The sequence below is a fragment of the Pseudomonas sp. ML2-2023-6 genome (genome assembly GCF_037055265.1).
Taxonomy (GTDB): domain Bacteria; phylum Pseudomonadota; class Gammaproteobacteria; order Pseudomonadales; family Pseudomonadaceae; genus Aquipseudomonas; species Aquipseudomonas kulmbachensis.
Map to the genome: position 1 here is coordinate 4,870,164 of NZ_CP146347.1, position 23,848 is coordinate 4,894,011.

Annotated in this window: 19 protein-coding genes; 2 read left to right on the forward strand and 17 right to left on the reverse strand. The window is 57.7% G+C overall.

The features are described from left to right. Positions 1–15 precede the first annotated feature (15 nt). The 11 genes from V6L79_RS22595 to V6L79_RS22645 all read right to left on the reverse strand — a co-directional run bounded on the left by V6L79_RS22595 (position 16) and on the right by V6L79_RS22645 (position 13,952). Positions 16–1,026 (reverse strand): chemotaxis response regulator protein-glutamate methylesterase, encoded by a 1,011-nt coding sequence (locus V6L79_RS22595; RefSeq protein ID WP_321834402.1) that lies wholly within the window; start codon positions 1,024–1,026, stop codon positions 16–18. Then, the gene (locus V6L79_RS22600; protein ID WP_338579537.1) at positions 1,023–3,317 is read right to left on the reverse strand and encodes a hybrid sensor histidine kinase/response regulator; all 2,295 of its coding nucleotides are present in this window, start codon (positions 3,315–3,317) and stop codon (positions 1,023–1,025) included. The genes V6L79_RS22595 and V6L79_RS22600 overlap by 4 nt, the downstream gene beginning before the upstream one ends. Then, positions 3,314–4,000, reverse strand: a complete 687-nt coding sequence (locus tag V6L79_RS22605; protein ID WP_321834403.1) for a chemotaxis protein CheW — start codon at positions 3,998–4,000, stop codon at positions 3,314–3,316. The genes V6L79_RS22600 and V6L79_RS22605 overlap by 4 nt, the downstream gene beginning before the upstream one ends. Continuing rightward, on the reverse strand, positions 4,000–5,271 hold the full coding sequence (locus V6L79_RS22610) for a protein-glutamate O-methyltransferase CheR (RefSeq protein ID WP_261739487.1): 1,272 nt from the start codon (positions 5,269–5,271) through the stop codon (positions 4,000–4,002). Before V6L79_RS22610 ends, V6L79_RS22605 begins: the two co-directional genes overlap by 1 nt. Beyond that, positions 5,268–5,783: a chemotaxis protein CheW gene (locus tag V6L79_RS22615; RefSeq protein ID WP_261739488.1), complete on the reverse strand. Its 516-nt coding sequence runs from the start codon at positions 5,781–5,783 to the stop codon at positions 5,268–5,270. Before V6L79_RS22615 ends, V6L79_RS22610 begins: the two co-directional genes overlap by 4 nt. After that, a complete protein-coding gene (locus V6L79_RS22620) occupies positions 5,783–7,405 on the reverse strand; it encodes a methyl-accepting chemotaxis protein (protein ID WP_321837544.1) in 1,623 nt (540 codons plus the stop codon). The genes V6L79_RS22615 and V6L79_RS22620 overlap by 1 nt, the downstream gene beginning before the upstream one ends. Before the next feature lie 202 nt (positions 7,406–7,607). Next, the gene (locus V6L79_RS22625; RefSeq protein WP_338579538.1) at positions 7,608–9,284 is read right to left on the reverse strand and encodes an acid phosphatase; all 1,677 of its coding nucleotides are present in this window, start codon (positions 9,282–9,284) and stop codon (positions 7,608–7,610) included. Positions 9,285–9,469: 185 nt separating this feature from the next. Then, positions 9,470–10,186: a tellurite resistance TerB family protein gene (locus tag V6L79_RS22630; protein WP_261739491.1), complete on the reverse strand. Its 717-nt coding sequence runs from the start codon at positions 10,184–10,186 to the stop codon at positions 9,470–9,472. 78 nt (positions 10,187–10,264) lie between these two features. Then, positions 10,265–11,371, reverse strand: a complete 1,107-nt coding sequence (locus V6L79_RS22635; RefSeq protein ID WP_321834409.1) for an NADH:flavin oxidoreductase/NADH oxidase — start codon at positions 11,369–11,371, stop codon at positions 10,265–10,267. A gap of 289 nt (positions 11,372–11,660) precedes the next feature. Beyond that, entirely contained in the window at positions 11,661–13,370 is a 1,710-nt protein-coding gene (gene recJ, locus V6L79_RS22640; protein WP_261739493.1) for a single-stranded-DNA-specific exonuclease RecJ, read from the reverse strand. Positions 13,371–13,412: 42 nt separating this feature from the next. Beyond that, positions 13,413–13,952 (reverse strand): YaeQ family protein, encoded by a 540-nt coding sequence (locus tag V6L79_RS22645; RefSeq protein WP_321834410.1) that lies wholly within the window; start codon positions 13,950–13,952, stop codon positions 13,413–13,415. 137 nt (positions 13,953–14,089) lie between these two features. Here V6L79_RS22645 and V6L79_RS22650 point away from each other — a divergent pair, with 137 nt between their 5' ends. Continuing rightward, positions 14,090–15,289, forward strand: a complete 1,200-nt coding sequence (locus V6L79_RS22650; protein WP_338579539.1) for a CaiB/BaiF CoA-transferase family protein — start codon at positions 14,090–14,092, stop codon at positions 15,287–15,289. Positions 15,290–15,331: 42 nt separating this feature from the next. Continuing rightward, positions 15,332–16,144 (forward strand): TIGR02285 family protein, encoded by an 813-nt coding sequence (locus V6L79_RS22655; RefSeq protein ID WP_261739496.1) that lies wholly within the window; start codon positions 15,332–15,334, stop codon positions 16,142–16,144. Positions 16,145–16,309: 165 nt separating this feature from the next. Here the strand turns inward: V6L79_RS22655 and V6L79_RS22660 are convergent, their stop codons facing one another. The 6 genes from V6L79_RS22660 to xerD all read right to left on the reverse strand — a co-directional run bounded on the left by V6L79_RS22660 (position 16,310) and on the right by xerD (position 23,747). Next, the gene (locus V6L79_RS22660; RefSeq protein ID WP_261739497.1) at positions 16,310–16,723 is read right to left on the reverse strand and encodes a response regulator; all 414 of its coding nucleotides are present in this window, start codon (positions 16,721–16,723) and stop codon (positions 16,310–16,312) included. 131 nt (positions 16,724–16,854) lie between these two features. Then, complete coding sequence (locus tag V6L79_RS22665; protein ID WP_338579540.1) at positions 16,855–18,951, reverse strand: transporter substrate-binding domain-containing protein; 2,097 nt, start codon at positions 18,949–18,951, stop codon at positions 16,855–16,857. Positions 18,952–19,070: 119 nt separating this feature from the next. After that, complete coding sequence (gene thrC, locus V6L79_RS22670) at positions 19,071–20,480, reverse strand: threonine synthase (RefSeq protein ID WP_261739500.1); 1,410 nt, start codon at positions 20,478–20,480, stop codon at positions 19,071–19,073. Positions 20,481–20,540: 60 nt separating this feature from the next. Next, positions 20,541–21,845, reverse strand: coding sequence for a homoserine dehydrogenase (locus V6L79_RS22675; RefSeq protein WP_261739501.1), 1,305 nt, complete (start codon positions 21,843–21,845; stop codon positions 20,541–20,543). A 136-nt stretch (positions 21,846–21,981) separates the two neighbouring features. Further along, entirely contained in the window at positions 21,982–22,713 is a 732-nt protein-coding gene (locus V6L79_RS22680) for a thioredoxin fold domain-containing protein (protein WP_261739502.1), read from the reverse strand. Between the two features lie 137 nt (positions 22,714–22,850). Further along, entirely contained in the window at positions 22,851–23,747 is an 897-nt protein-coding gene (gene xerD, locus V6L79_RS22685; RefSeq protein WP_261739503.1) for a site-specific tyrosine recombinase XerD, read from the reverse strand. Positions 23,748–23,848: the final 101 nt, after the last annotated feature.

The window sequence follows — 23,848 nt, forward strand, 5'->3', positions numbered from 1 at the left end:
GTCGGGTTTTACCAGTCATTTGGCAAATTTCTCCAGCAAGCGTGGCGCAATCTTGTCCAAGGGGCGGATTTCAACCGCGGCATCGATGGCGGCCGCCGCTTTGGGCATGCCGTACACCGAACTGCTGTACTGATCCTGGGCAATGGTAAGAAAGCCCTGCTGGCGCATAAGCTTGAGGCCTTGAGCCCCGTCACGCCCCATTCCGGTCAACAGCACACCCACCGCATCGCCACTCCAGTGCCGGGCAACACTTTCAAAAAATACATCTATCGAAGGTCGATAAATTTCATTTACCGGCTCGGCGGTATAGGCCAGCGTGCCATTCTTCAATAGCCGGATATGGTGGTTGGTGCCCGCCAGCAGCACGGTCCCCGCCAGAGGCGCTTCACCGTCGAGGGCCAAACGAACATTGAGCCCGCACGAGTTGCTCAGCCACTCGGCCATTCCGGCCGCAAAAACCTGATCAACATGCTGAACCAGCACGATTGCCGCTTCAAAGTTCCTCGGCAGACCTTTGAGCAAGGTTTCGAGCGCTGCCGGGCCGCCTGCCGACGAACCGATCGCCACCAACCCGCCCCGCATACCCGGGACACGAGGCTGGGCGGATACCGGTGGGACACGCTTCTCACCCTGGCCCATCAACCAGCCGACATTGAGGATCTTGCGCAGCAAGGGCGCCGCCGCCTCCTTGGGGTTACTGCCACCCAACACCGGGGTGTCCACCACATCCAGCGCACCAAAACCCATGGCTTCAAATACGCGATGGACGTTTTGCTCGCGATCGATGGTAACGATCACAATGGCGCACGGGCTTTCGGCCATGATCCGGCGCGTGGCTTCGACGCCATCCATCACCGGCATGATCAGGTCCATCAGAATCAGGTCCGGCGTGTTCTCGGCACACAGGCGCACTGCTTCCTCGCCATCTGCGGCGACCCAAATCACCTGATGGGCGGGCTCGAACGCCAGCGCCCGACGCAGGGCTTCAACCGCCAAGGGCATATCATTGACGATGGCGATTCTCATGTTTGGGCTCCTCCAATGAGTTCAACCACTGCATCGAGCAGGGCATCGTCATGGAAACTGGCTTTAGCTAGATAATAGTCGGCTCCTGCATCCAGGCCGCGCCGACGGTCTTCTTCTCGATCCTTGTAAGACACCACCATCACCGGCATCGATTGCAATCGACTGTCACGACGCAACAAAGTGACCAGTTCGATGCCATCCATGCGCGGCATATCGATGTCGGTAATCAACAGATCGAAGTGTTCGGCACGCAAGGCATTCCAACCGTCCATGCCATCCACCGCCACAGCCACTTCATAGCCCCGGTTAAGCAGCAGCTTGCGTTGCAATTCGCGCACCGTCAGCGAGTCATCGACCACCAGAATACGTTTGCGGGTCAGTTCTGCGGTATGCCGATTACGCCGATCGATACGCTCCAGACGTCCGGTGTTGAGTAGTTTGTCGACCGAGCGCAGCATATCTTCAACATCTACGATCAATACGGGGGAACCATCGTCAAGCAAGGCCCCGGCCGCAATGTCCTGCACCTTGCCCAAGCGCGGATCGAGGGGCAATACCACCAGGGTTCGCTCACCGATAAAGCGCTCGACGGCCACGCCATAGACCGCGTCGCGCTCGCGAATCACCACGACTTTCAGGGTTTCATCGTCACTCTGGCTGGGTTGACGCTGCAGCAACTGGCTGGCGGCAACCAGCCCCACATGCCGGCCTTCATGCCAGAAGTGCTGGCGGCCTTCAAGTTGCACGATTTCGTCCGGTTGCAGGTCACGCATACGCTCGATATGCGCCAGCGGGAAGGCATAGGCCTCGTCTGCGACCTCAACCACCAGGCTGCGGACCACGGACAAGGTCAGCGGTACTTCCAGATGGAAGCGGCTACCACGTTGCGCAGTGTGCTCCAGCACAATGGCACCGCGCAGCAGGCGCACCATGTGCTGAACGGCGTCCAGCCCCACGCCACGCCCCGAAACCTCGGTCACGATGTCACGCAGGCTGAACCCCGGCAAAAACAGAAAGGTCAGCAGTTCTTCTTCGCTCAGTTGCGCCACCGTCGACTCGGTAGACAGCTGACGCTCAACGATAGTGCGGCGCAAACGATCCAGATCAACACCGGCCCCGTCATCGCTCAGTTCAAGCACCAGCAAACCGGCCTGGTGGGAGATGCGCAAGCGGATCAAACCTTCGGCAGGTTTACCCGCCAGCAGCCGCTGCTCCGGAGTTTCGATGCCGTGATCGACGGCATTACGCAACAAATGGATCAGTGGCGCTTCAAGCTTTTCCAGTACATCGCGGTCGACCTGAGTTTTTTCGCCTTCGATTTCCAGGCGAATCTGCTTGCCCAAGGCGCGGCCCAAATCACGCACCATGCGCTCCTGCCCGACCAGGACATCGGCAAACGGGCGCATACGACAAGCCAGTGCGGTGTCGTAGAGCAATTGCGCACGCTGACCAGCCTGCCAGCAGAACTCGTCGAGCTCGGCGGTCTGCTCACTGAGCAAGCGCTGCGACTCAGTCAGAATGCGCCGGGCATCTGCCAGCGCCTCTTCGGCTTCATGACTGAGGACCATGGTCTTGAGATGCTCACTGAGCGTATCCATTGCCCGCAGGTTGCTGCCCTGCATGCGTTTGAGGCGCTGTAACGTCACCAGGTAGGGCTTGAGACGCTGGGTTTCTACCAGCGATTTGCTGGACAAATCGAGCAGGCTGTTCAGGCGCTGCGCCGTGACCCGCAACACCCGTTCGCCGCTTTCGGTCAGCCGCTGGGGGCGACGCATTGGCTCTGGCGCAACCTCGGGCTCGGCCTGCAATAACGGCTCAAGCAAAGGTGCGGGGGCGTGCGGCATGGGTGCCAGTAACAGTTGCGACACATCAAATTCGGGCGGTGCCACATGCGCGTTCGCTGGGTCCAGCAACCCGTTCATGAGTGTCACGTAGGCGTCAATATCTGCCGGACCGACGTTGTCACTGCCAGGCGTGGCAATGCGCATCAACAAATCGGTGCCCTGCAACAGAGCATCTATATGCTCGGGTTGCAGGTACAAACGGCCTTCCTGGGCGCTGACCAGGCAGTCTTCCATCACATGGGAAACACTGACCCCGGCGTCCACTCCGACTATCCGGGCTGCGCCCTTTAGCGAGTGTGCCGCACGCATGCAGGCTTCAAGCTGATCGGCCTGCGTCGGGTTGCGCTCAAGCGCCAGCAAACCGGCATTGAGCACCTGGGTTTGCGCCTCGGCCTCAAGGCTGAATAGCTCGAGCAACGAGGCGTCGCGCATTTGCTCGGGGGTCATGTGAGGCTCCGGGTGATTGCGCTCAAAAGTTGCTCTTCATCCAACAAGCGCAGGCTGCGGGTTTTCCACTGCAGCACACCCTGGGTGTATTTGGCGCTGGCATGCTCGCCTGAACTCGACGCCGCTTTTAATTCATGCTCGGCGATGTTGTGAATACCATCCACCTCATCCACCGGCAGTACCACCGCCCCGCCGTGAGCCGCCACAATCAGCATGCGCGGCATGATCCGCAGCGATGTTGCGCCAGGCACCGATGGGTCCAGCCCCAGCAGTTCGACCAGCGACAGGCACGGCACCAATGTGCCGCGCACATTGGCCACACCGCGCAAAGCCCTGGAGCGCTGGTGCGGCAAGGAGTGAATCGACTGCATTTGTGCGACTTCATCCAGGCATCGCGTGGCCAGCCCCAGCCACTCGTCACCCAAACGAAAAATCACCAGCGAGCACGTAGCGACTTTTTCTTCATGCGCCTGTGGTGCATTGAGTTCCTGATGTTCCTGTTCAAATGAGTAACGATCCAGCAAACGGGTCGCGGCACTCGAATAGACGGCGCAGTTACGGCAATGAATATGCTGCTCCAGCAACGGGCAGCTCTTGTCACCGTAGATACCAATACGGTTCCAGCAGTCATCAATGTCTTGTGCTTCGGAGTGGATCAAGTTCTGGGCTGCTAAAGCGCTCATTATTTACGCTCACTGTGGGCGGAACGCCCGTTACGGGCAGCGCGCTCGTTCAAGCGCTGGGCGCCTGCGACATCGCCTTGCGAAGCCAGCAGGGCCGCCAGATGGGCCAGTGCTTCAGAATGTTGAGGCTCCAGGTACAGCGCCTTGCGATAAAAAACCTGTGCCTGGGATGTCTGACCCTGAACATCGCTGAGCAAACCCAGCCAGTAAAACACTTCGGCCTGGGGCTCATGTCGTTGCAAAAATTGTTCGCAGGCGGCCCGTGCCTCATTGCTTTTGCCTTCATTGGCCAAGCTGGCGATTTGCTCCAGCAGCGCTTTCGGTTCATCTGTCAGTGAACTCGGCTTTTGCGCGGTAGAGGTTTGAGGTCGCGGGGCAAAAGGTCGGCTGGCCGGTGGCGGCACTGGCACTGCCCGTTGTGGGCGGATCAACGGCTTGAATTCAGCCAGCACAGGGCGGGCTGCAGGTAATGGCTCACGACTGTGGCAAAAGGCAAACGACTGCGGCGCACCGATCGAGCGCATGCCCAGCCGGCTGAGCAGGTTGCCTTCGGCTGGGCCGATAAACAATACGCCATCATCACGGGTCATGCGCTTGAGTGCATCCAGTGCCTGCTGCTGGGTTTTAAGATCAAAGTAGATCAACAGGTTGCGGCAGAACACGAAGTCAAAAGGCTCGAAGCTGGCCAGCAACATGGGGTCCAGCAAGTTTCCGACATTGAAGCTGACTTGTTCGCATACCCGTGCCGACAGCTGATAACCGTCGTCCTCAAGGCTGAAGTAACGCTCGCGAAAGTCAGTTTGCTGCCCACGAAATGAGTTTTTTCCATACAGCGCTCTCTGCGCCCTCTGCACCGAGAGCGGGCTGACATCCAGCGCTTCGACTTTGAATTGATGCGCTGCAAACCCCGCATCAAACAACGCCATTGCAATCGAATAAGGCTCTTCGCCGGTTGAACACGGCAAGCTCAGAATACGCAGGGCGCGGCGACTGCCGATCTCGGCCAGACGCTCTCTGGCCAGACGCCCCAGCGTGGCAAACGATTCAGGGTAACGAAAGAACCAGGTCTCGGGCACGATCACTGATTCGATCAGGGCTTGCTGCTCATCCTGGGAGCTGAGCAGGTGCTGCCAGTAGCGATCGTTATCGGCCATGTTCAGTGCAGAACAGCGCTGGCGAACGGCACGCTCAATGATTGCCGGGCCGACCGAGGCCACGTCCAGGCCAATGCGCAGCTTCAGGAAATCGAAAAAACGTTGATCGTCACTCATGCGATCACCTGCTCACAAGCACCGTCATCGCTCGCAGGAAACAGCAGTGCATACACAGCGGGGCTAAGCAGGTCATCCACACTCAACCACTGCAATAGCCCTGACTCGTCTTGACGCACCGGCCCCAAGTAAGGTGCATCACGGTTATCCAGACCATAGGGCTGAAAGTCCGCCGGATCACAGCGCAAAGTGTCGCTGGCTTGCTCCAGTAGCATCCCCAGCAATTGGCCGCGATAGTTGACCAGCACCAGCCGGGTGCTGGTACGCGCCACCGCCGCGCTACCAAAGGTCATGGCGCTGATATCGATCACCGGCACCATCCGATTGCGATGAGCAAACACCCCGGCCACCCAAGCGGGTGCCTGGGCAATCGGCTTGAGCGGCGAACGTGCCAGCACTTCGACCACATCTGTGGCCGCCAGTGCGTAGCGTTCACTGGCGATGTAAAACACCAAAAACAGGCGTTCTTTCGACACCTTGGCGCCTGAGTGTTTGGCTAGAAGCTCGCTCATCAGACTTTAAAACGCGAAACGCCGCTGCGCAGCCCAACGGCAACCTGACTGAGTTCGTCGATCGCAAAGCTGGCCTGACGCAAGGACTCGACGGTTTGGCTGCTGGCATCGCCCAGTTGTACCAGTGCAAGATTGATCTGCTCGGCGCCCGTCGCCTGAGCCTGCATGCCTTCATTGACCATCAGCACTCGCGGCGCCAAAGCCTGAACCTGATGAATGATTTGCGACAGTTGCTCGCCTACCTGCTGCACCTCGGACATACCGCGACGTACTTCCTCAGAAAACTTGTCCATGCCCATCACGCCTGCAGAGACCGCTGACTGAATTTCGCGAACCATCTGTTCGATATCGTAAGTGGCCACAGCCGTCTGGTCGGCCAACCGGCGGACTTCAGTGGCGACGACGGCAAAGCCACGACCATACTCACCGGCTTTTTCAGCTTCGATGGCAGCATTGAGTGACAACAGGTTGGTCTGGTCGGCCACTTTGACGATGGTCACCACCACCTGATTAATGTTGCCGGCCTTCTCGTTAAGAATCGCCAGCTTGGCGTTTACCAGATCGGCGGCGCCCATTACCGAGTGCATGGTCTCTTCCATGCGGGCCAGGCCTTGCTGCCCGGAACCGGCCAGTATAGAGGCCTGATCGGCTGCCGAGGTCACTTCGGTCATGGTGCGTACCAAGTCACGGGACGTGGCTGCAATTTCGCGGGACGTGGCGCCAATTTCGGTGGTGGTCGCTGCGGTTTCAGTGGCCGTGGCTTGTTGTTGCTTGGAAGTGGCGGCGATTTCAGTCACTGACGTGGTGACTTGCACCGAAGAGCGCTGAGCTTGAGATACCAGCGAGGTCAGTTCGGCCATCATGTCGTTGAAGCCGGTTTCAACCGCGCCAAACTCATCCTTACGCTCCAGGTTCAAGCGTGAGCTCAAGTCACCGGAACGCATCACCTCCAGAATCGAAACGATGCGCTTCATCGGCGACATAATCGCCCGCAGCAACAGGAAGCCACAGAGGGCCGCCGCCAGCACGGCAATGATCAGCGAAATAATCATGCTTAACTTGGCGGTCAATACCGCATGGGCAATGTTATCGGTCGCAGTCGAGGCCGAATCACGATTGCTGTCGATGACCTCGTTGAGCTGCATGCGGCCGGCCATCCAGGCTGGCGCCAGTTGCTCGGAAAGCACCTTATGGGCCTGTACGAAATCCTTGTTCTGATACAGGTCGAGGACACTGGCCAGCAGTTGATCGTAATCTTTGCGAAGCCCCAGGAACTCATCAAAGCGAGCCCTGTCTTCACCTTCAAAGATAGTCCTGCGGTAATTATCCAGCTCTTTGTTCAAACGTTCCTGGTAGCTGGCGTACAGCTTGCGGTCTTCGTTGGTCAGAGCACGCTGGTTGATAGAACCCACCAGTTCCAGGGTCAAGACATAACTGTCGACCCAGGCGCTGCGAACCATCGAACTGTAATAAACCCCGGGGATCGAGTCGGTGCGTACCGTCTCTTCGCTGCTCTCGATCGACAGCAGGCGCGAGTAAGCAGCAACAACCATCAACAGCATAATGGCGATGATTACCGCAAAGCTCGCCAATATGCGGTGGCGCAACGTCCAGTTCTTCACAGTCGATCCTCGGGGAGCTATACAAAATGATGGTGAGTATAGCCGAGGGTACGCAATGATTCGCACAGCGGTTGAGACGGATCTCACAGCAATAAACAAAAAAACCTACATTTTAAAATATCCAAAACGTGTAGGAGATCTCGATTTGAACTCATTGCTCTGTGGGAGCGATCCTGCTCCCACAGAGCACCGTGATTACGCGTTAAAACGTCAGTGCATTGGTCAGGTCACCCATGGGCGCCTGGCCGCGGGCTTTCATTGCATCGTCGCGCTGCTTGAGGCCATCAAGCATTTCCAACTGATGCACGCGAGTGATCAGGCGCAGGATCGATGCCGTGTCATACACCGTGTGATCCACCGTACCCTTGCGTGCAAAAGGCGACACCACCAATGCCGGAATTCTCGTACCTGGCCCCCAGCGGTCACCCTTGGGCGGAGCGACGTGGTCCCACCAGCCACCGTTTTCGTCCACTGTGAGCACCACCACCATGTTCTCCCATTGCGCACTGTTGCGTAGCACCTTGAGCACGCGATCAAGGTGGCGATCACCAGCAGCTACATCGGCATAACCGGCATGCAGGTTGAGGTTGCCCTGGGGCTTGTAGAAGCACACCGCAGGCAACTTGCCAGCCTCGGCGTCGGCCAAGAAGCGGTTGGTACTTGCCTCGTCCCCCAGGCCACCGTCACGCAGGCGTTTGCTGCGCTCGCTCGGGTTCTCCGGGCCTTGGTTCACGAAGTAGTTGAACGGCTGGTGGTGGTACTGGAAGCCAGGAATTTTGGGAATCCCCTCCGATCCCTTGAACTGCTCCAGCGTGGCCTGCCAAGCACCGGCATACCAAGCCCAGTCGATATTCTTTTGGTTCAGCTTGTCGCCGATATGCTCGTGGGTTTGTGGCACCAGCACGCTCGGCAGGTCGGACTTGGCGTAGTCCGGTCGCTCAGGGTCGCGGATCCAGGTTGGCCAGTAAGGCGGAGCCATGGTGTTTACCGCAAAACCATCGGGTGTCAGTGCGCTTGGGCCGAACTGCGGCGCGCCGGTCATGGCACTGGCCGGTGATTTCTCCAGGGGTTTGAGGCGCGTGCCGGTCGGGTCGTCCCCTTGCAGCACGGCAATCTGGGCTTCGGCAACTGAAGTGCCTGCGTTCGGATAGAACGGCACAGTGGCGCTGATCAGGTACTGGTGGTTGAGAAACGAGCCGCCAAATGCTCCCTGAAAGAAGTTGTCACACAGCACGAATTCCCGCGCCACGTCCCATAGACGCAGCGAATACCGCGTCTGGGCGTAGTAACCCATGGTGAAACCACCGGAGTCTGCCCAAGCGACGAACTGGTCATTCTTGCCGTCGTTGATCTGCATCTGGTTCTGATAAAACACGTGCCACAGGTCGCGGGTCACCAGGTTCAGCGGTAGATCTTCCTGATTGGGCCCTTTGAGGGCGAACGGGGCGTTGGCCAGGTTTTCCTGGTACTGCACACCAGGAGCGTAGGTCACACCATCGACCGTTTGCGGCCCTGTCTGCACTACCCCGCCCCAGACCGGTGGCAAGGTCTGTAACAGGCTACCGTCGCGGTCGCGCTGTTGGTAATCGGCGGGCTTTAGTGCCGACAACGGCTTCTCGACGCCGGGAAAGTTGGCGAACAGATTATTGAAACTGCGGTTCTCGGCATAGATCACCACGATGGTCTTGACCTGTTCGTGGAGCTTGCTGTCCAGTTCGGCAGGCGTCAGCGGCGCCGTTTTGGCGGGACTGTCAGGCCCTGATCCACCATAAGCGCTCAAGGTGGCTGCGCCTACGCCCAGTGCAGCGGCACCGGCGAGAAACCGACGGCGGCTGCTATCCGCCGGGAGTTGGGTGTCCTGGTCTGTCTCGTCGCTCATTACAGATTCCTGATCAAACGTAACAAAATATTTCTTGCGGGCAAGCTAGCAGGAGATTATGACGGCGAAGTGGCAGCGGTTCGCAGAAAAGAGCTGCGAGTTGGCATAAACAGGGGGGGGGTTAGACAGGAACGCCCCGGGCCATTGCGGACCGGGGCGCTGAAATAGACATACCGCAGAGGGCTTTAGCCCTGGGCCTGTTTGACCTGTGCTTCCAGCTCGGCCTTGAGGCCAGGGTCGAGCTTGAGCTGCTTGGCCAGCTCTTCCAGGTATGCACGCTCCATAAAATGCTCTTCATCCACCAGGATCAGGCTGGCGATATACATTTCGGCGGCTATTTCCGGAGTGCTGGCGGCACTTGCCACCTCCGCAGGGTCCAGCGGTTTGTTCAGCTCTGCTTGCAGCCACTGGCGCAACGCAGGGTCGCCATTCAATTTGCTCAGCTCGCCATCGATCAACTGCCGCTCGCGCTCATCGACATGACCATCCGCCTTGGCGGCAGCCACCAGGGCCTTGAGGATCGCCTGGCTATGTTGCTCGACTTGCGCCGGCGCTACGCGGTCAATGGTTTGTGGTTCGGTTTGCGGTGCAGTGCCCTGATTGGCCTGCCAGTTGCCATAGGCTTTGTAGGCCAGCACGCCCAATGCGGCCAAGCCACCATAGGTCAACGCCTGACCGCCATACTTGCGCGCGCTTTTGTTTCCCAGCAGCAAGCCCAGGGCACTGGCTGCCAACGCACCGCCTCCGGCACCTGAGAGCAAACCGCCCAACCCACCAGAGCCGAGCAAATCACCCAGGCCCCCTTTGCTGGAACTGGAAGCGCTACCTTGAGCGCCGGTTTTTTTCTCCAGCATTTGCTGGCCGGATTTCAGTAACTGATCAAGCAATCCTCGCGTACTCATAAACATCCTCTCGCAACAGGGTTCAAGGGAGCCAGAAAACCCGCCACCAGGCGGGTTTAGCGTGAAAAAAACGTCGAATCAGTCGCGCAGATCGGACTCATGGATCGGCTGATCACGGTGAGTAGCACGCTGATACTGGGCTGGCCAAGTGGCCTTTTTACCGCCCAGGTCATCGTCTGCGTGCAGCGCCCAGTACGGGTCGCGCAACAGCTCACGGGCCAGCAGAATCAGGTTGGCCTGACCGGTGCGCAGAATATGCTCGGCCTGCGCAGGCTCGGTAATCATCCCCACCGTACCGGTGGCGATACAAGCTTCTTTGCGTACACGTTCGGCAAAGCGTGTCTGATAACCCGGCCCGACCGGAATCTCGGCCGCCGCCGCAGTCCCCCCCGAAGATACATCGATCAGGTCAACGCCCAGCACCTTGAGACGTCGTGCCAGCTCAACGGTTTCATCCGGGTTCCAACCGTCTTCCACCCAGTCGGTGGCCGAGACCCGCACAAACAGCGGCAACTCTTGTGGCCACACCTCGCGTACAGCCTCGGTCACTTGCAGCACCAGACGAATGCGGTTCTCGAAAGAGCCACCATATTGGTCACGACGCTGGTTGCTCAAAGGCGAAAGGAATTGATGCAGCAGATAACCATGGGCCGCGTGTATTTCAACCACCGAGAAACCCGCCTCGAGCGCCCGTTTGGCGGCGGCGACAAAGGCCTGGATCACCTCACTGATCTGGGCTTCGTCCAACTGCGTCGGCGCAGTGTGCTGTGGGTCGAAAGCAATTGGCGAAGGCCCGACGGGCACCCAGCCGCCCTCCTCCACCTTGACGCTGCCGTGCTTGCCTAACCAGGGCCGATGGGTACTGGCCTTGCGCCCGGCATGCGCCAGCTGGATACCGGCCACGGCCCCTTGAGCGCGAATAAAGCGGGTAATGCGTTGCAGGGGTTCGATCTGTTCGTCATTCCACAACCCAAGGTCCTGGGCGGTGATACGTCCCTCAGGGACTACGGCGGTGGCTTCGGTAAAAATCAGCCCAGCGCCACCAACAGCGCGGCTACCCAGATGGACTAGATGCCAGTCATTGGCCAGCCCGTCGACGCTGGAGTACTGGCACATTGGCGAGACCGCAATGCGGTTAATAAGGGTCAGTTGACGCAGGGTGTAGGGTTCGAGCAGCAGACTCATGGGTCACCTCTAATTCCAGTGGGCGGGCTCCAGATACTTCGTTAGAGCCTAGTCGACATCACTGGATGAGGGGGAGTTCAGTACAAAACCTGTAGCGACTCTAATAGGGGCGCAAGTCCTCGTAGCCGCTGACGAGCTCCGCGAGGCTGCGTTCGGGTGCGTAGCAGCCGCAAAGCCTGGCATTGCGGTAGTTCAGACAAATCCTTGATTCAGGATTCACGGGCGCTGCGCACCCGAACGCAGCCTCGCGGAGCTCGACAGCTGCTACAAAAAAGTTTGCGGGCGTGAGTTAGCGCGGTTCGATATGGGCAATCATCAGTTGCACAGTTTCATTGCCGCGGAACTCGTTGAGGTCGAGTTTGTAGGCCAGCTCGACCCAGCGAATGGTCGGGTTCGGCCACACGTCGCGATCAATCCCGAAAGCGATGCCGTCAAGCTTTACGCTGCCGCATTCGGTTTTGAGCACAACTTTCAAATGCCGCTCGCCAACGATGCGTTGCTCTACCAGCTGGAACACCCCGTGAAACAACGGCTCGGGGAAGTGCTGCCCCCACGGGCCAGCATTGCGCAGAGCCCGCGCCAGCTCCAGATGAAACTCTTCAACCGCCAGGCTGCCGTCGGACAACATGCGCCCCGTGAGGTCTTCTTCACGCAATTGACGTCGGACTTCGGCATCAAATGCCTCGCAAAACAGAGGGAAGTTGGCCTCGGGCAAGGTCAAGCCGGCAGCCATCGCATGCCCACCGTATTTGCTGATCAAGTCCGGGTGTTGTGCGGCCACCACGCTGAGCGCATCACGAATATGAAACCCAGGCACCGAACGTCCGGAGCCTTTGAGCATGCCGTCGCCCGCATCGGCAAAAGCGAAGGTCGGCCGGAAGTACTTCTCCTTGAGACGCGAAGCCAGAATCCCGATCACTCCCTGGTGCCACTCAGGGTCAAACAGGCACAAGCCAAACGGCATGCTGTCGATGGTCAGGTCCTTGAGCTGGGCCAGAGCTTCACGCTGCATGCCTTGCTCAATGGATTTGCGGTCCTGATTCATCTCGTCCAGTTGCGCGGCCATTTCTCGCGCCGCATTGGCATCATCGGTGAGCAAGCATTCGATGCCCAGGCTCATGTCGTCCAGACGCCCGGCGGCGTTCAGACGTGGCCCCAGAATAAAGCCCAGATCGGTCGAGGTGATTTTTGAAGGGTCACGCTTGGCCACCTCCAAAATCGCCTTGAGCCCCGGACGAGCACGCCCGGCACGGATTCGCTCAAGTCCCTGATGCACCAAAATCCGGTTATTGGCATCCAGCGGCACCACGTCGGCCACGCTGCCCAGTGCCACCAGATCCAGCAATTCGGCGATATTCGGCGCCTTGCTGTTCTGGTACCAGCCCAGGCTGTTCAAGCGCGCACGCAAAGCGATCAGTACATAAAAGATCACCCCTACCCCAGCCAGCGCCTTGCTCGGAAAATCGCAGCCGGGCTGGTTGGGATTGACGATGGCGTCAGCCGCTGGCAACTCGTTGCCCGGCAAGTGGTGGTCGGTCACCAGCACGCTTAACCCGGCCTTTTTCGCCGCGGCTACACCTTCGATACTGGAGATGCCGTTGTCGACCGTGATCAGCAACTGCGGAGTACGGGTCAGCGCGACTTCGACGATTTCCGGGGTCAGGCCGTAGCCGTATTCGAAGCGGTTCGGCACCAAATAATCGACATGGGCCGCCCCCAGCAACCGCAAACCGAGCATACCGACGGTGCTGGCCGTGGCACCGTCGGCGTCAAAATCGCCGACGATCAAGATGCGCTGACGCTGTTCGAGCGCCACTACCAGCAAATCCACGGCGGCATCGATGCCCTTGAGCTGCTGATACGGGATCAGCCGCGCCAGGCTTTTATCCAGTTCAGCCTGAGACTGCACGCCCCGTGCCGCGTAAAGACGCGTCAGCAGGGTTGGCATTTCGCCCAGAAAAGGCAGGATTTGAGGCAGTGGGCGAGGTTCGATGCGCATAAGCGGGTGATAGGTCTCTAGATCGTAAAAAAATGGTGCGGCTTAGCGTTCGCCTTGCAGCCACTGCAATTGCACTTCGTGCTGGCCGCGATCGTCGGTCACGAAGATCGTGCCTTCGCTGATCATCACGTCCCACTTGATAACTCGTGGCATGTCTTTGGCCAGTATTTCAAGAATCTCTTGCGGGACGGCAGCGATATTGACGTTTTTCAGGTTTTTGATCGCTGGAATCACCTTGCCTTCCCACACGCGCAAGCTGCCATAGGCCAGCAAGCTGGTGCGCTCAGTGCGGCGCGAACACCAGGTCAGGCGGTCAGAATCAGGCTGGCCGACTTCGATCCAGTGCAAAACACGGTCATCCAAGCTTTTTTCCCACAAGGCTGGTTCGTCAACATCAGACAGACCACGACCAAAAGACAGCTGCTCGTTGTACCAGAAGGCGTAGGCCAGAAGGCGCACGGTCATGCGTTCTTCGGTCTCCGAAGGATGACGGGCGATGGTCTGCTTGACGCTTTCATAGACCCCGCGATCGAGATCGGTAAGGTTGAGTTCAAACTTGTAGGTCGTGGACGGCTGTGCCATGAACGGGCTTCTTGATACGGAGAAAGGCGGCAAGTCTAACCGATACACTGTCATTCAACGAATCGGCCAGCTTCTTGCGAGCGCTCGGCTATGTTAAAAGGCTGTACTCGCTCGCTCCCCCCGGACAAGGATTGCACATGACGCTCGCCACCAAACCCCTTTCGGGCCTCAAAGTCGTCGAACTGGGCACCCTGATCGCAGGGCCTTTTGCATCACGCATTTGCGCCGAATTTGGCGCACAGGTGATCAAGGTCGAATCCCCGGATGGCGGAGACCCACTGCGCAAGTGGCGCAAGCTATACGAAGGCACGTCGTTGTGGTGGTTCGTCCAGGCGCGCAACAAGAAATCCCTGACTTTGAACCTCAAGCACCCTGACGGCCTGAACATCCTCAAGGCATTGCTGGCGGACGCCGATATCCTGATCGAAAACTTCCGCCCCGGCGTGCTGGAAAAACTCGGCCTGGGCTGGGATGTGCTGCACGCGCTGAACCCGAAACTGGTGATGGTCCGCCTCTCCGGCTTTGGTCAAACCGGCCCGATGAAAGACCAGCCGGGGTTTGGCGCGGTCGGCGAATCCATGGGCGGGCTGCGCTACATCACTGGCTTTGAGGATCGCCCGCCGGTGCGCACCGGCATCTCGATTGGCGACTCGATTGCCGCACTGTGGGGCGTGATTGGTGCCCTGATGGCTTTACGTCATCGCGAAGTTAACGGGGGGCTGGGCCAGGTGGTGGATGTGGCGCTCTACGAGGCCATTTTTGCCATGATGGAAAGCATGGTGCCCGAGTTCGATGTCTTCGGTTTTATCCGTGAGCGAAAGGGCAACATCATGCCGGGCATTACCCCGTCTTCGATCCATACCAGCCTGGACGGCAAGCACATTCAGATCGGCGCCAATGGCGACGCAATCTTCAAACGCTTTATGCAGATCATTGGTCGTGATGACCTGGCAAATGACCCGGCACTTGCCAGCAATGATGGCCGAGATGGACGTCGTGATGAGCTGTACGGGGTTATTGACCGCTGGGTCGGCTCGTTACCGTTGGAGACAGTGCTTGAGCGGCTGGGCACGGCACAAGTGCCCGCCAGCCGTATTTTCTCGGCAGAAGACATGTTCACTGACCCACAGTTTTTAGCCCGTGAAATGTTTCTGCAAGCCAGGCTGCCTGACGGTAAAGACTTCAAAATGCCCGGCATCGTACCCAAGCTGTCTGATACCCCCGGCTCTGCAGATTGGGTTGGACCCGAACTGGGTGCCCACAATGATGAAGTATTAGGCAGCTTGGGGTACGACGCCGCCGCAATCGCCAACCTCAAGCAAACCGGTGCCATTTAGGCTGATGGCCCATTCCTGGTGGGACCGAAGGAGATCAGCACAATGACTCATCGCTCGAAGTGGCGAAGCCCTTGGGCAGGCCTGATCACCTCGCTTTTACTGGCATGGACGCCCTGCAGCCAGGCCGAGCAACAGCTCATCTGGCTGATGCGTGACTTGCCGCCATTGACCGTGTTCTACGGCCCGCAGAAAGGTCAGGGCATCATCGATCAAGTGACGCAGATCCTGATAGATAGCATGCCGCAGTACCAACACGTGGTCATGCCGGTTAACCGCGCCCGCGCCCTGCAAATGCTTGCAGAGCCGTCTCTGACCTGCGATCCGGCCCTGATCTGGAACCCTGCCCGGGCCCGCTCGATTATCTACTCCGTGCCTGTTGCGGTTTTACACAGCAATGGCATGGCGATTCTGCGCAAGGACCAACAACTGATCGCCCCCTTTGTCCATGATGACAAGGTGGACTTGCCGAGCCTGTTAAATGCTCAAGCCTTGAAGCTTGGGCTCATCGCCAAACGTAGCTATGGCGTGTGGGTTGACGAGTTGCTGTCACAGAGCCCGGCGAGCCAGTTTTTCATGCATTACGGCAACGACCCGCTGGGCAGTCTGTTGCAGATGCAGCATGCAGGTCGCATCCAGGCGCTACTGGGATATTGGCCGGAAATTCAGGCCAAGATCAGCCAACAGGGCTTGTCGTCCGAAACAATGGTGTTTTACCCCATTCAGGGTGCCCCCGAGTATCAAACCATTTACGTCGGCTGTTCGGACACACCTGACGGTCGCGAAGTCATTCGCAACGTTAATGCGGTACTTACCAAAATCGGGCCGATGCACTTGCCACATCCGGATCCGCAGTGACAAAAAAACCATAAAAAAACCCCGAGAAGTGGGGAGACAACTCGGGGTTTAACAAGGTCAAGATGACCTGCTCAACAGGCTACAAACATCGGAGCAATATGCTTGATCCTGCCGATGCAAAATCAGACACGCAGAAATCGCAGGAAGTTCCCCCGGCATATGCAATTAATTCGCACTACCCGTTCTCAAAAAGGAACTCCGGTATGACTCCAGCAATTGCCCCAACCCGCCTATGGTTACGGGCTTGGGCAAGCAACCCAACACCTTGAGACCTTGCTTGCGAGCCATACAGACCGCCATTTCGACGACTTGAGGCTCAGTAGCATTCAGGATGATCAAAGCACTCGCTTTACGCTTCAGCGCCAACTCGCTGATCAGCTCCAGACCTGATGCCCCTTGCATATTTAGATCACAAATGGCGACATCGATGCCCCCGCTCTTGAGCAAAGAGTTGCGGGCGCAATCCACGCTTACGGCCGTCAGCACGTCGAAAATACGGAATGCGTTGAGCATCTGATGCAGCACCATCAACTGAAATGGGTTGTCTTCAAGAATCAATACTTTCAGAGGTCGCATCATGGGCCTTCAGACATAAACCTACTGTTATCGAGGAGATCAACCTTAGTAGGCCTAACGACCAAGAAACATCGGACATATCCGAAAAAGCAGGGGGAAGTTCAAAAAACTGTATTTAACCTTTGAAACCAGTCTCACGAGTCCCACTTTCTGGCTTCATGCTCATCAAACCACCCTCCTACCAAGCCCTCCAAACGTCCGGAAACGGAGTAAAACGGGACGGTCCACTGATAGATCTCCATACCTCCCGATTTAAACTCCACCCAACGCTTCTGGTAGTAAGGCCTTCGGCTTTGCAGCATGTGCATGATTTCGCCCTGAAACTGCTGGGCCAGTTGATCAGGAAACAAATTGACGTCCGTGACCTTCAGCCCGCAAATCTGCGCCAGATTGACCGATAACCGCTCTTCATAGCATTGATTGCAGGTGAGCAACTGACCTTCAAGGCCCAGCACAAAGATCGGGCTGGGGATGCCATCCAGATAACGCTGGCTGAGCTCCAGCTGCGCCTGCAGGGCTTGTTCAAGCTGGCGCCCAATAATCAGTTGCCTACGTAAAAATCGGTTGTATGAAAACAGCATGAGGCCGACTACCAGCAAACCCGCTATCGCCCAGTACAGCCACTCGGAATGATACAAGCCACTGTCGATAACAAGCGGTTTGCCAACGCCCCCCAGCCAGTTGGCTCTCAACGCGCGAAATTCGGTCACTGGTATGGCCTCCAGAGCCTTGTTCATGATGCTGAGCAGCTCAGGGTACTGGTCGGGTATCGAAAAACTGGCGGCAGCCCAGCGCCCGTCCACACTGCGCCCGACCTTGAGACGCCCCGGCGGATACAAATGCGCCTGGGTCTCGCTCTGGACGGTCGCATCCGCCTCGCCCTGAGCGACCGCGTGGCGCGCCTGGGCATAGGTATCGACCAGCCGCAGGGTGATTGCAGGGTATTCACGTCGAACCAAGTCTTCGAGGGCATGCCTTGCTGGAAGCACCAGGGTTTTTCCGGATAGCTGGTCCAATGACCCCAGGCGAGAATCATTGACGCGCACGACAAAAACCCAGGGAGCGCCACCGTAGGAATGGGTGAAGTTCAAATAGGCTTTGCGCTCACGACTTCTGGAGAGGCTGGCGTTCATTTGCGCCTTGCCGCTTTTGAGCATGGCCAAGGTTTGCGCGGTTGAAAACACCTCTTTATGCACAAACTGCAAGCCGGTCATGCGTGAAATACGCGCCAGAATATCAATGCTCAACCCCGCCCATCGACCGTCCCCGGTCCTGAAGGAGTACAACGCAAACTGCTGTGTAGCCAGGGTCACAACCGGATTACGCGCGATCCACTCCCGCTCGCCAGGCAGCAGGTTGATGCGTTGTTGCGCAATGCTGCCTTCAAGGCCGGTCGTCCAGCGGGAAAGGACCATGCGCGAGGTGCTCTCATCAAGGCTGGACAGGGCTTTTTCGATCAGGGAAGCAAGCTGAGGGTCAGAACGACGGGATGCAAATGCGAGTCCGTAAACAGGTAACGCGCTGTCCCCGATAATGTGCAGTTGCGAATAAGGCCGAATGCTTTTGAATGACTGCACAATGAGTTCATTACCGATAAACGCATCAACGCCCCCTTCTGCCAGTGTTTCCATCGCACTGTGCAAATCGGGAATGTTTATGATCTCACTGTCAGGGTAAAACGCATGGACGGTCAGAATATCGACGTAGCCATCGACCACCCCGATTTTTTTACCGGCCCAGCCTGTAACCGGTTTAGCCTCACCTGCACGGCCGACCAGAACCAGCCGATCAGTCATGTACTCCTGGGAAAAAGTGATCCCCTCGACCCCTCGTTCAAAACCACTGGCACTGGTCAGAATGTCGATCTTCCCGGCCAACAGCTCTGCAACGGCTTGATCGCGTTTTCTGAAACCAAGGACTTCAACAGTTGCACCCAGTTTGTCGCGCACGATACTGAGGTAATCGGCACTGAGGCCTTGATATTGATTGCGGTCATTGGTGATATCGACAGGTTCGTGATCGCCGAGGGCGATACCAACCCGCAGCGCGCCATGATTGGCCAGCCATTGCTGATCAGCGGCATCCAGTTGCAGCGGCTTGAACTCGACAGGGCCTGTTCCAAGGCTCAAGGGCAATCCGTGGTTGCCAATGGCCTGCGGCATAACGCTTAAAAAGCCCATAAACAGCACTAGGCGCATCCATGTTTCAGATGCCCGGCGAAGACGTGACATGACAGCATCCTTGACTGAGCGCTCGCCAGCATACGGGGGCGAAAACCGAACAAGTCTGCCATGCACAAACAAAAAAGCCCGTCAGATGACGGGCTTCAAAACGCGTAAGACGAATGCCTTTAAAGGGCCTTGCCGCGATTGCCATGCTGGCTGACAAAGGCCTGAACAGCCTTGAGGTCATTGGCCAACACCGTGTAGCGCTCCTCTCGTTCAAACAAGTCAGAAAGGTGCGACGGCAGTTCAAGGGTTTTTCCTATGCCTGCTTGTTCAACCGCATCAGGGAACTTGACCGGGTGCGCAGTGCCCAGGATAACCATTGGAATATCCAGGCTACGACGGCATTCGCGGGCGGCACGCACACCGATGGCAGTGTGCGGGTCCAGCACTTCGCCGCTCTCGGCAAATACCTGGGCGATGGTTTCGCACGTTTGCTCATCATCCACCGCCAGCGAGTCGAACAGGCGACGCGCTTCGGTCCAGCGGTCATCTTCAACGCTGAAGTTGCCGGTTTGCTTGAAGGTATCCATCAGGCCGGCAACTGCCGCGCCATTGCGACCGTGAAGGTCGAACAACAGACGCTCGAAGTTCGATGACACCATGATGTCCATCGACGGCGACAGGGTCGCGTGCAGGGTGTCCTTGGCGTACTGATTGCCGCTCATGAAACGATGCAGGATGTCGTTGCGATTGGTGGCAACGATCAACTGGTTGATCGGCAGACCCATGTTGCGTGCCAGGTAGCCCGCAAAAATATCGCCAAAGTTGCCGGTAGGCACCGAGAACGACACGGAACGGTGCGGCCCGCCCAGTTGCAGGGCTGCATGGAAGTAGTAAACGATCTGGGCCATGATTCGCGCCCAGTTGATCGAGTTCACGGCAACCAGGCGCGTGCCCTTGAGGAAACCCTGATCGGCGAAGCTGGCCTTGACCATTTCCTGGCAGTCATCGAAGTTGCCTTCGATGGCGAGGTTATGGATGTTGTCACCGAACAGTGTGGTCATCTGGCGACGCTGCACTTCCGACACCCGGTTATTGGGGTGCAGGATGAAAATATCGACGTTTTCGCAATGCTTGCAGCCTTCAATCGCAGCCGAGCCAGTATCACCGGAAGTCGCACCGACAATGACTACGCGCTCGCCACGTTTTTCCAACACGTAGTCAAGCAAACGACCGAGCAGTTGCAGGGCAAAATCCTTGAACGCCAGGGTCGGGCCGTGGAACAGTTCAAGCACCCATTCATTGCCATTGAGCTGGCGCAGTGGTGCTACCGCTGCGTGGGAAAACGCACCGTAGGTTTCTTCGAGAATCTTTTTGAAGTCCGCGTCCGGGATGCTGCCGGCAACAAACGGGCGCATCACCCGAAACGCCAACTCGTGGTACGGCAAACCTGCCCAGGAAGCGATTTCTTCCTGGGTAAAACGCGGCAGGTTTTCCGGTACATACAAACCGCCATCACTGGCCAGACCGGCCAGCAATACATCTTCAAAATTCAGGGCCGGTGCCTGGCCACGGGTGCTGATATAGCGCATGTCTTCAAACCTTCGGTTTGAGCGCCAAGCGGCTTGGAGCCTGCCGCTTGGCGCCATCAATTAATTTAGGTGTTCAACGCGGATACGAACCACTGGGCCCACTACACCCTGCAACGCTTCAAGCGCCGCAATGGCATCGTTGATGTGCTGCTCGATAACACGATGGGTCAGCAGGATCATTGGCACCAGACCGTCGTGCTCTTCGACTTCTTTCTGCATGATCGATTCGATATTGATGCCACGCTCGGACAAGATACTGGCCACTTGAGCCAACACACCAGGGTGATCTTTAGCCTGGATGCGCAAGTAGTAGGCGCTTTCGCAGGCCTCGATCGGCAGAATCGGGTGATCCGACAGCGAGTCCGGCTGGAAGGCCAAGTGCGGTACGCGGTTTTCAGGGTCGCTGGTCATGGCGCGAACCACATCAACCAGGTCGGCAATCACTGACGAAGCGGTAGGCTCCATGCCAGCGCCAGCACCGTAGAACAGGGTCGAACCGGCAGCGTCACCATTGACCATTACTGCGTTCATTACGCCATTCACATTGGCGATCAGACGGTCAGCCGGGATCAGCGTCGGGTGCACACGCAACTCGATACCGTTGGGAGTAATGCGCGCAACGCCCAGGTGTTTGATGCGATAGCCCAAGGCTTCTGCGTAATTCACATCCGCGGTTGTCAGTTTGGTGATGCCTTCGGTGTAGGCCTTGTCAAACTGCAGCGGAATGCCGAAGGCAATCGACGCCAGAATGGTCAGTTTGTGTGCCGCATCGATACCTTCAACATCGAACGTCGGATCCGCTTCGGCGTAACCCAGTGCTTGCGCCTCAGCCAGCACGTCTTCGAAGGTACGGCCTTTTTCGCGCATCTCGGTGAGGATGAAGTTGCCGGTGCCATTGATGATGCCCGCCACCCAGTTGATGCGGTTGGCCGACAGGCCTTCACGAATCGCCTTGATTACTGGAATGCCGCCTGCAACGGCAGCTTCGAACGCGACGATCACGCCCTTTTCCTGAGCCTTGGCAAAAATTTCATTGCCGTGAACGGCAATCAGCGCCTTGTTGGCAGTGACCACGTGCTTGCCGTTTTCGATGGCTTTGAGCACCAGCTCACGGGCGATGGTGTAACCGCCAATCAGCTCGATAACAATGTCGATTTCAGGGTTGGTCGCAACAGCGAAGACATCGTTGGTAATGGGGGTACCGGTAATGTCGCACTGAGGGTTTGGCGTACGCATTGCAATTTGCGCAACCTGGATACCACGCCCGGCACGGCGGGCAATCTCCTCGGCGTTACGCTTTAGTACGTTGAAGGTGCCGCCACCGACGGTCCCGAGCCCACAGATACCTACTTTGACCGGATTCACGCTGAACTCCCCATAAAACGGCCGACTCAAGGTCGGCCGTGGAAAACAACCGTGGATCACCACGGTTCTCTATTAATAGCCGGGCAGTGGAACTGCCCCGCCATGATCGTCAAAGGCTTACCGTGACGACGCAGGATTATTTAACACTGAGTGCCAGCTTGCCAACCTGTGCAGCAGGCTGATAACCCGGAATTACCTGACCGTCAGCCAAAACAATGGCTGGCGTGCCGTTTACTCCGATGGACTGGCCCATCGCAAACTGCTTGGCAACCGGGTTGGCGCATTTTGGCGCCTCGACCGTTTTGCCATCAGTCATTTTGTCCATCGCGCCTTTCTTGTCCTTGGAGCACCAGACCGCTTGCAACTGCTGGTCGCCCGGAGAACCAAGACCCTGACGTGGGAACGCAACATAGCGCACTTCAATCCCCATTTTGTTCAGTTCCGGGACTTCGGCGTGCAATTTGTGGCAATAAGGACAGGTAGTGTCGGTAAATACCGTGATGTGCGACTTGGTTTCGCCAATTGCAGGGTAAACAACGGTTTCTGCAACCGGAATACCATTGATCAACTTGGCGACGCCAACACGCTCGGCCTGCTCGGTCAGGTTGACCGGCTTACCGTCCTTGAGTTGAAACATATAGCCTTGAACGATGAACTGTCCATCGGCACTGGCGTACAGCACGCGGCTGCCTTTAAGTTTGACCTCATACAGGCCAGCCATCGGGCTTGCGCTGATGCTCTCGACCGGAACATCCAGTTGCAGTGTTTCAAGGCTCTTGCGAATAGCTTGCTCGGCGCCGGTATCGGCGAACGAGAACGTACTGACCAACGCAATGGCTGCGGCGGCAAAAATTTGGGTCACACGCATGGGAACTCCTGAAGACGGACAAAGCGGCCAAATCTCAGCACCCGTCCTGAAACAGCGGGTTTGGGCGGCGCACTTTCTAAACCGGCAAAGCCTACCACAGATGACTTGCATGACCGACTCTGACTGACACAAGACACCTAGCCACGCGGGTGATGGCGGGCGTGCAAGTCTTGCAGACGAGCACGGGCGACATGGGTGTAAATCTGCGTTGTGGACAGGTCACTGTGGCCCAGCAGCATTTGCACCACTCGCAAATCGGCGCCGTGGTTGAGCAAATGGGTGGCGAAAGCATGACGTAAGGTATGGGGCGACAGCGACTTGTCGATCCCCGCGACTTTGGCCTGATGCTTGATGCGGTGCCAAAAAGTCTGGCGAGTCATTTGCTCACCGCGCTGGCTGGGGAACAACACATCACTGGGGCGACCGCCGAGCAACTCATGCCGGGCATCACGCATGTAACGCTCGACCCAGACGATGGCCTCCTCTCCCATCGGCACCAGACGCTCCTTGCTGCCCTTGCCCATCACCCGCAATACCCCCTGGCGCAGATTGACCTGCTCCAGGGTCAGGCTGATCAACTCGGTGACCCGCAGGCCGCAGGCATACAGCACTTCGAGCATCGCCCGATCCCGTTGACCGATAACCTCGCTCAGATCGGGCGCAGCGAGCAGCGCTTCAACGTCAGCCTCTGACAGCGACTTGGGCAACGGCCTGCCCAACTGCGGCATATCGACCTGCAACGTCGGATCGACGCTAATCAGCCTTTCTCGCAGTAAGTAACGATAGAAGCCACGCACCCCGGACAGAAAACGCGCCGTTGACCGAGGTTTGTACCCCTGCTCCAGACGCCAGGCCAAGTGATCCAGGATCAATTCGCGTCCGGCATTGATCAGCGCAATGTCGCGTTCCTGCAGCCAGCCATTGAATAAGGCCAAATCACTGCGATAAGCGTCGCGGGTGTTGTCCGACAGGCCTTTTTCCAACCACAAGGCATCCAGAAAACGGTCGATAAGTGGGTCGTCTATAGCTGACATTAGCTCTCGAAACGCGCAGACCAAAGGCTACGCACAAATAAAAAGTGAACTGCAAAAGTGGCCGCTAGTCTTTCATGGCTGGCAGATGCCATAAACCATAA

Bases quoted from the DNA above. Each gene is read 5' to 3' on its own strand.
- V6L79_RS22595 (WP_321834402.1), bottom strand. From the start codon at position 1,026: ATGAGAATCGCCATCGTCAATGATATGCCCTTGGCGGTTGAAGCCCTG.
- V6L79_RS22600 (WP_338579537.1), bottom strand. From the start codon at position 3,317: ATGACCCCCGAGCAAATGCGCGACGCCTCGTTGCTCGAGCTATTCAGC.
- V6L79_RS22605 (WP_321834403.1), bottom strand. From the start codon at position 4,000: ATGAGCGCTTTAGCAGCCCAGAACTTGATCCACTCCGAAGCACAAGAC.
- V6L79_RS22610 (WP_261739487.1), bottom strand. From the start codon at position 5,271: ATGAGTGACGATCAACGTTTTTTCGATTTCCTGAAGCTGCGCATTGGC.
- V6L79_RS22615 (WP_261739488.1), bottom strand. From the start codon at position 5,783: ATGAGCGAGCTTCTAGCCAAACACTCAGGCGCCAAGGTGTCGAAAGAA.
- V6L79_RS22625 (WP_338579538.1), bottom strand. From the start codon at position 9,284: ATGAGCGACGAGACAGACCAGGACACCCAACTCCCGGCGGATAGCAGC.
- V6L79_RS22630 (WP_261739491.1), bottom strand. From the start codon at position 10,186: ATGAGTACGCGAGGATTGCTTGATCAGTTACTGAAATCCGGCCAGCAA.
- V6L79_RS22635 (WP_321834409.1), bottom strand. From the start codon at position 11,371: ATGAGTCTGCTGCTCGAACCCTACACCCTGCGTCAACTGACCCTTATT.
- recJ (WP_261739493.1), bottom strand. From the start codon at position 13,370: ATGCGCATCGAACCTCGCCCACTGCCTCAAATCCTGCCTTTTCTGGGC.
- V6L79_RS22645 (WP_321834410.1), bottom strand. From the start codon at position 13,952: ATGGCACAGCCGTCCACGACCTACAAGTTTGAACTCAACCTTACCGAT.
- V6L79_RS22650 (WP_338579539.1), top strand. From the start codon at position 14,090: ATGACGCTCGCCACCAAACCCCTTTCGGGCCTCAAAGTCGTCGAACTG.
- V6L79_RS22655 (WP_261739496.1), top strand. From the start codon at position 15,332: ATGACTCATCGCTCGAAGTGGCGAAGCCCTTGGGCAGGCCTGATCACC.
- V6L79_RS22660 (WP_261739497.1), bottom strand. From the start codon at position 16,723: ATGATGCGACCTCTGAAAGTATTGATTCTTGAAGACAACCCATTTCAG.
- V6L79_RS22665 (WP_338579540.1), bottom strand. From the start codon at position 18,951: ATGTCACGTCTTCGCCGGGCATCTGAAACATGGATGCGCCTAGTGCTG.
- thrC (WP_261739500.1), bottom strand. From the start codon at position 20,480: ATGCGCTATATCAGCACCCGTGGCCAGGCACCGGCCCTGAATTTTGAA.
- V6L79_RS22680 (WP_261739502.1), bottom strand. From the start codon at position 22,713: ATGCGTGTGACCCAAATTTTTGCCGCCGCAGCCATTGCGTTGGTCAGT.
- xerD (WP_261739503.1), bottom strand. From the start codon at position 23,747: ATGTCAGCTATAGACGACCCACTTATCGACCGTTTTCTGGATGCCTTG.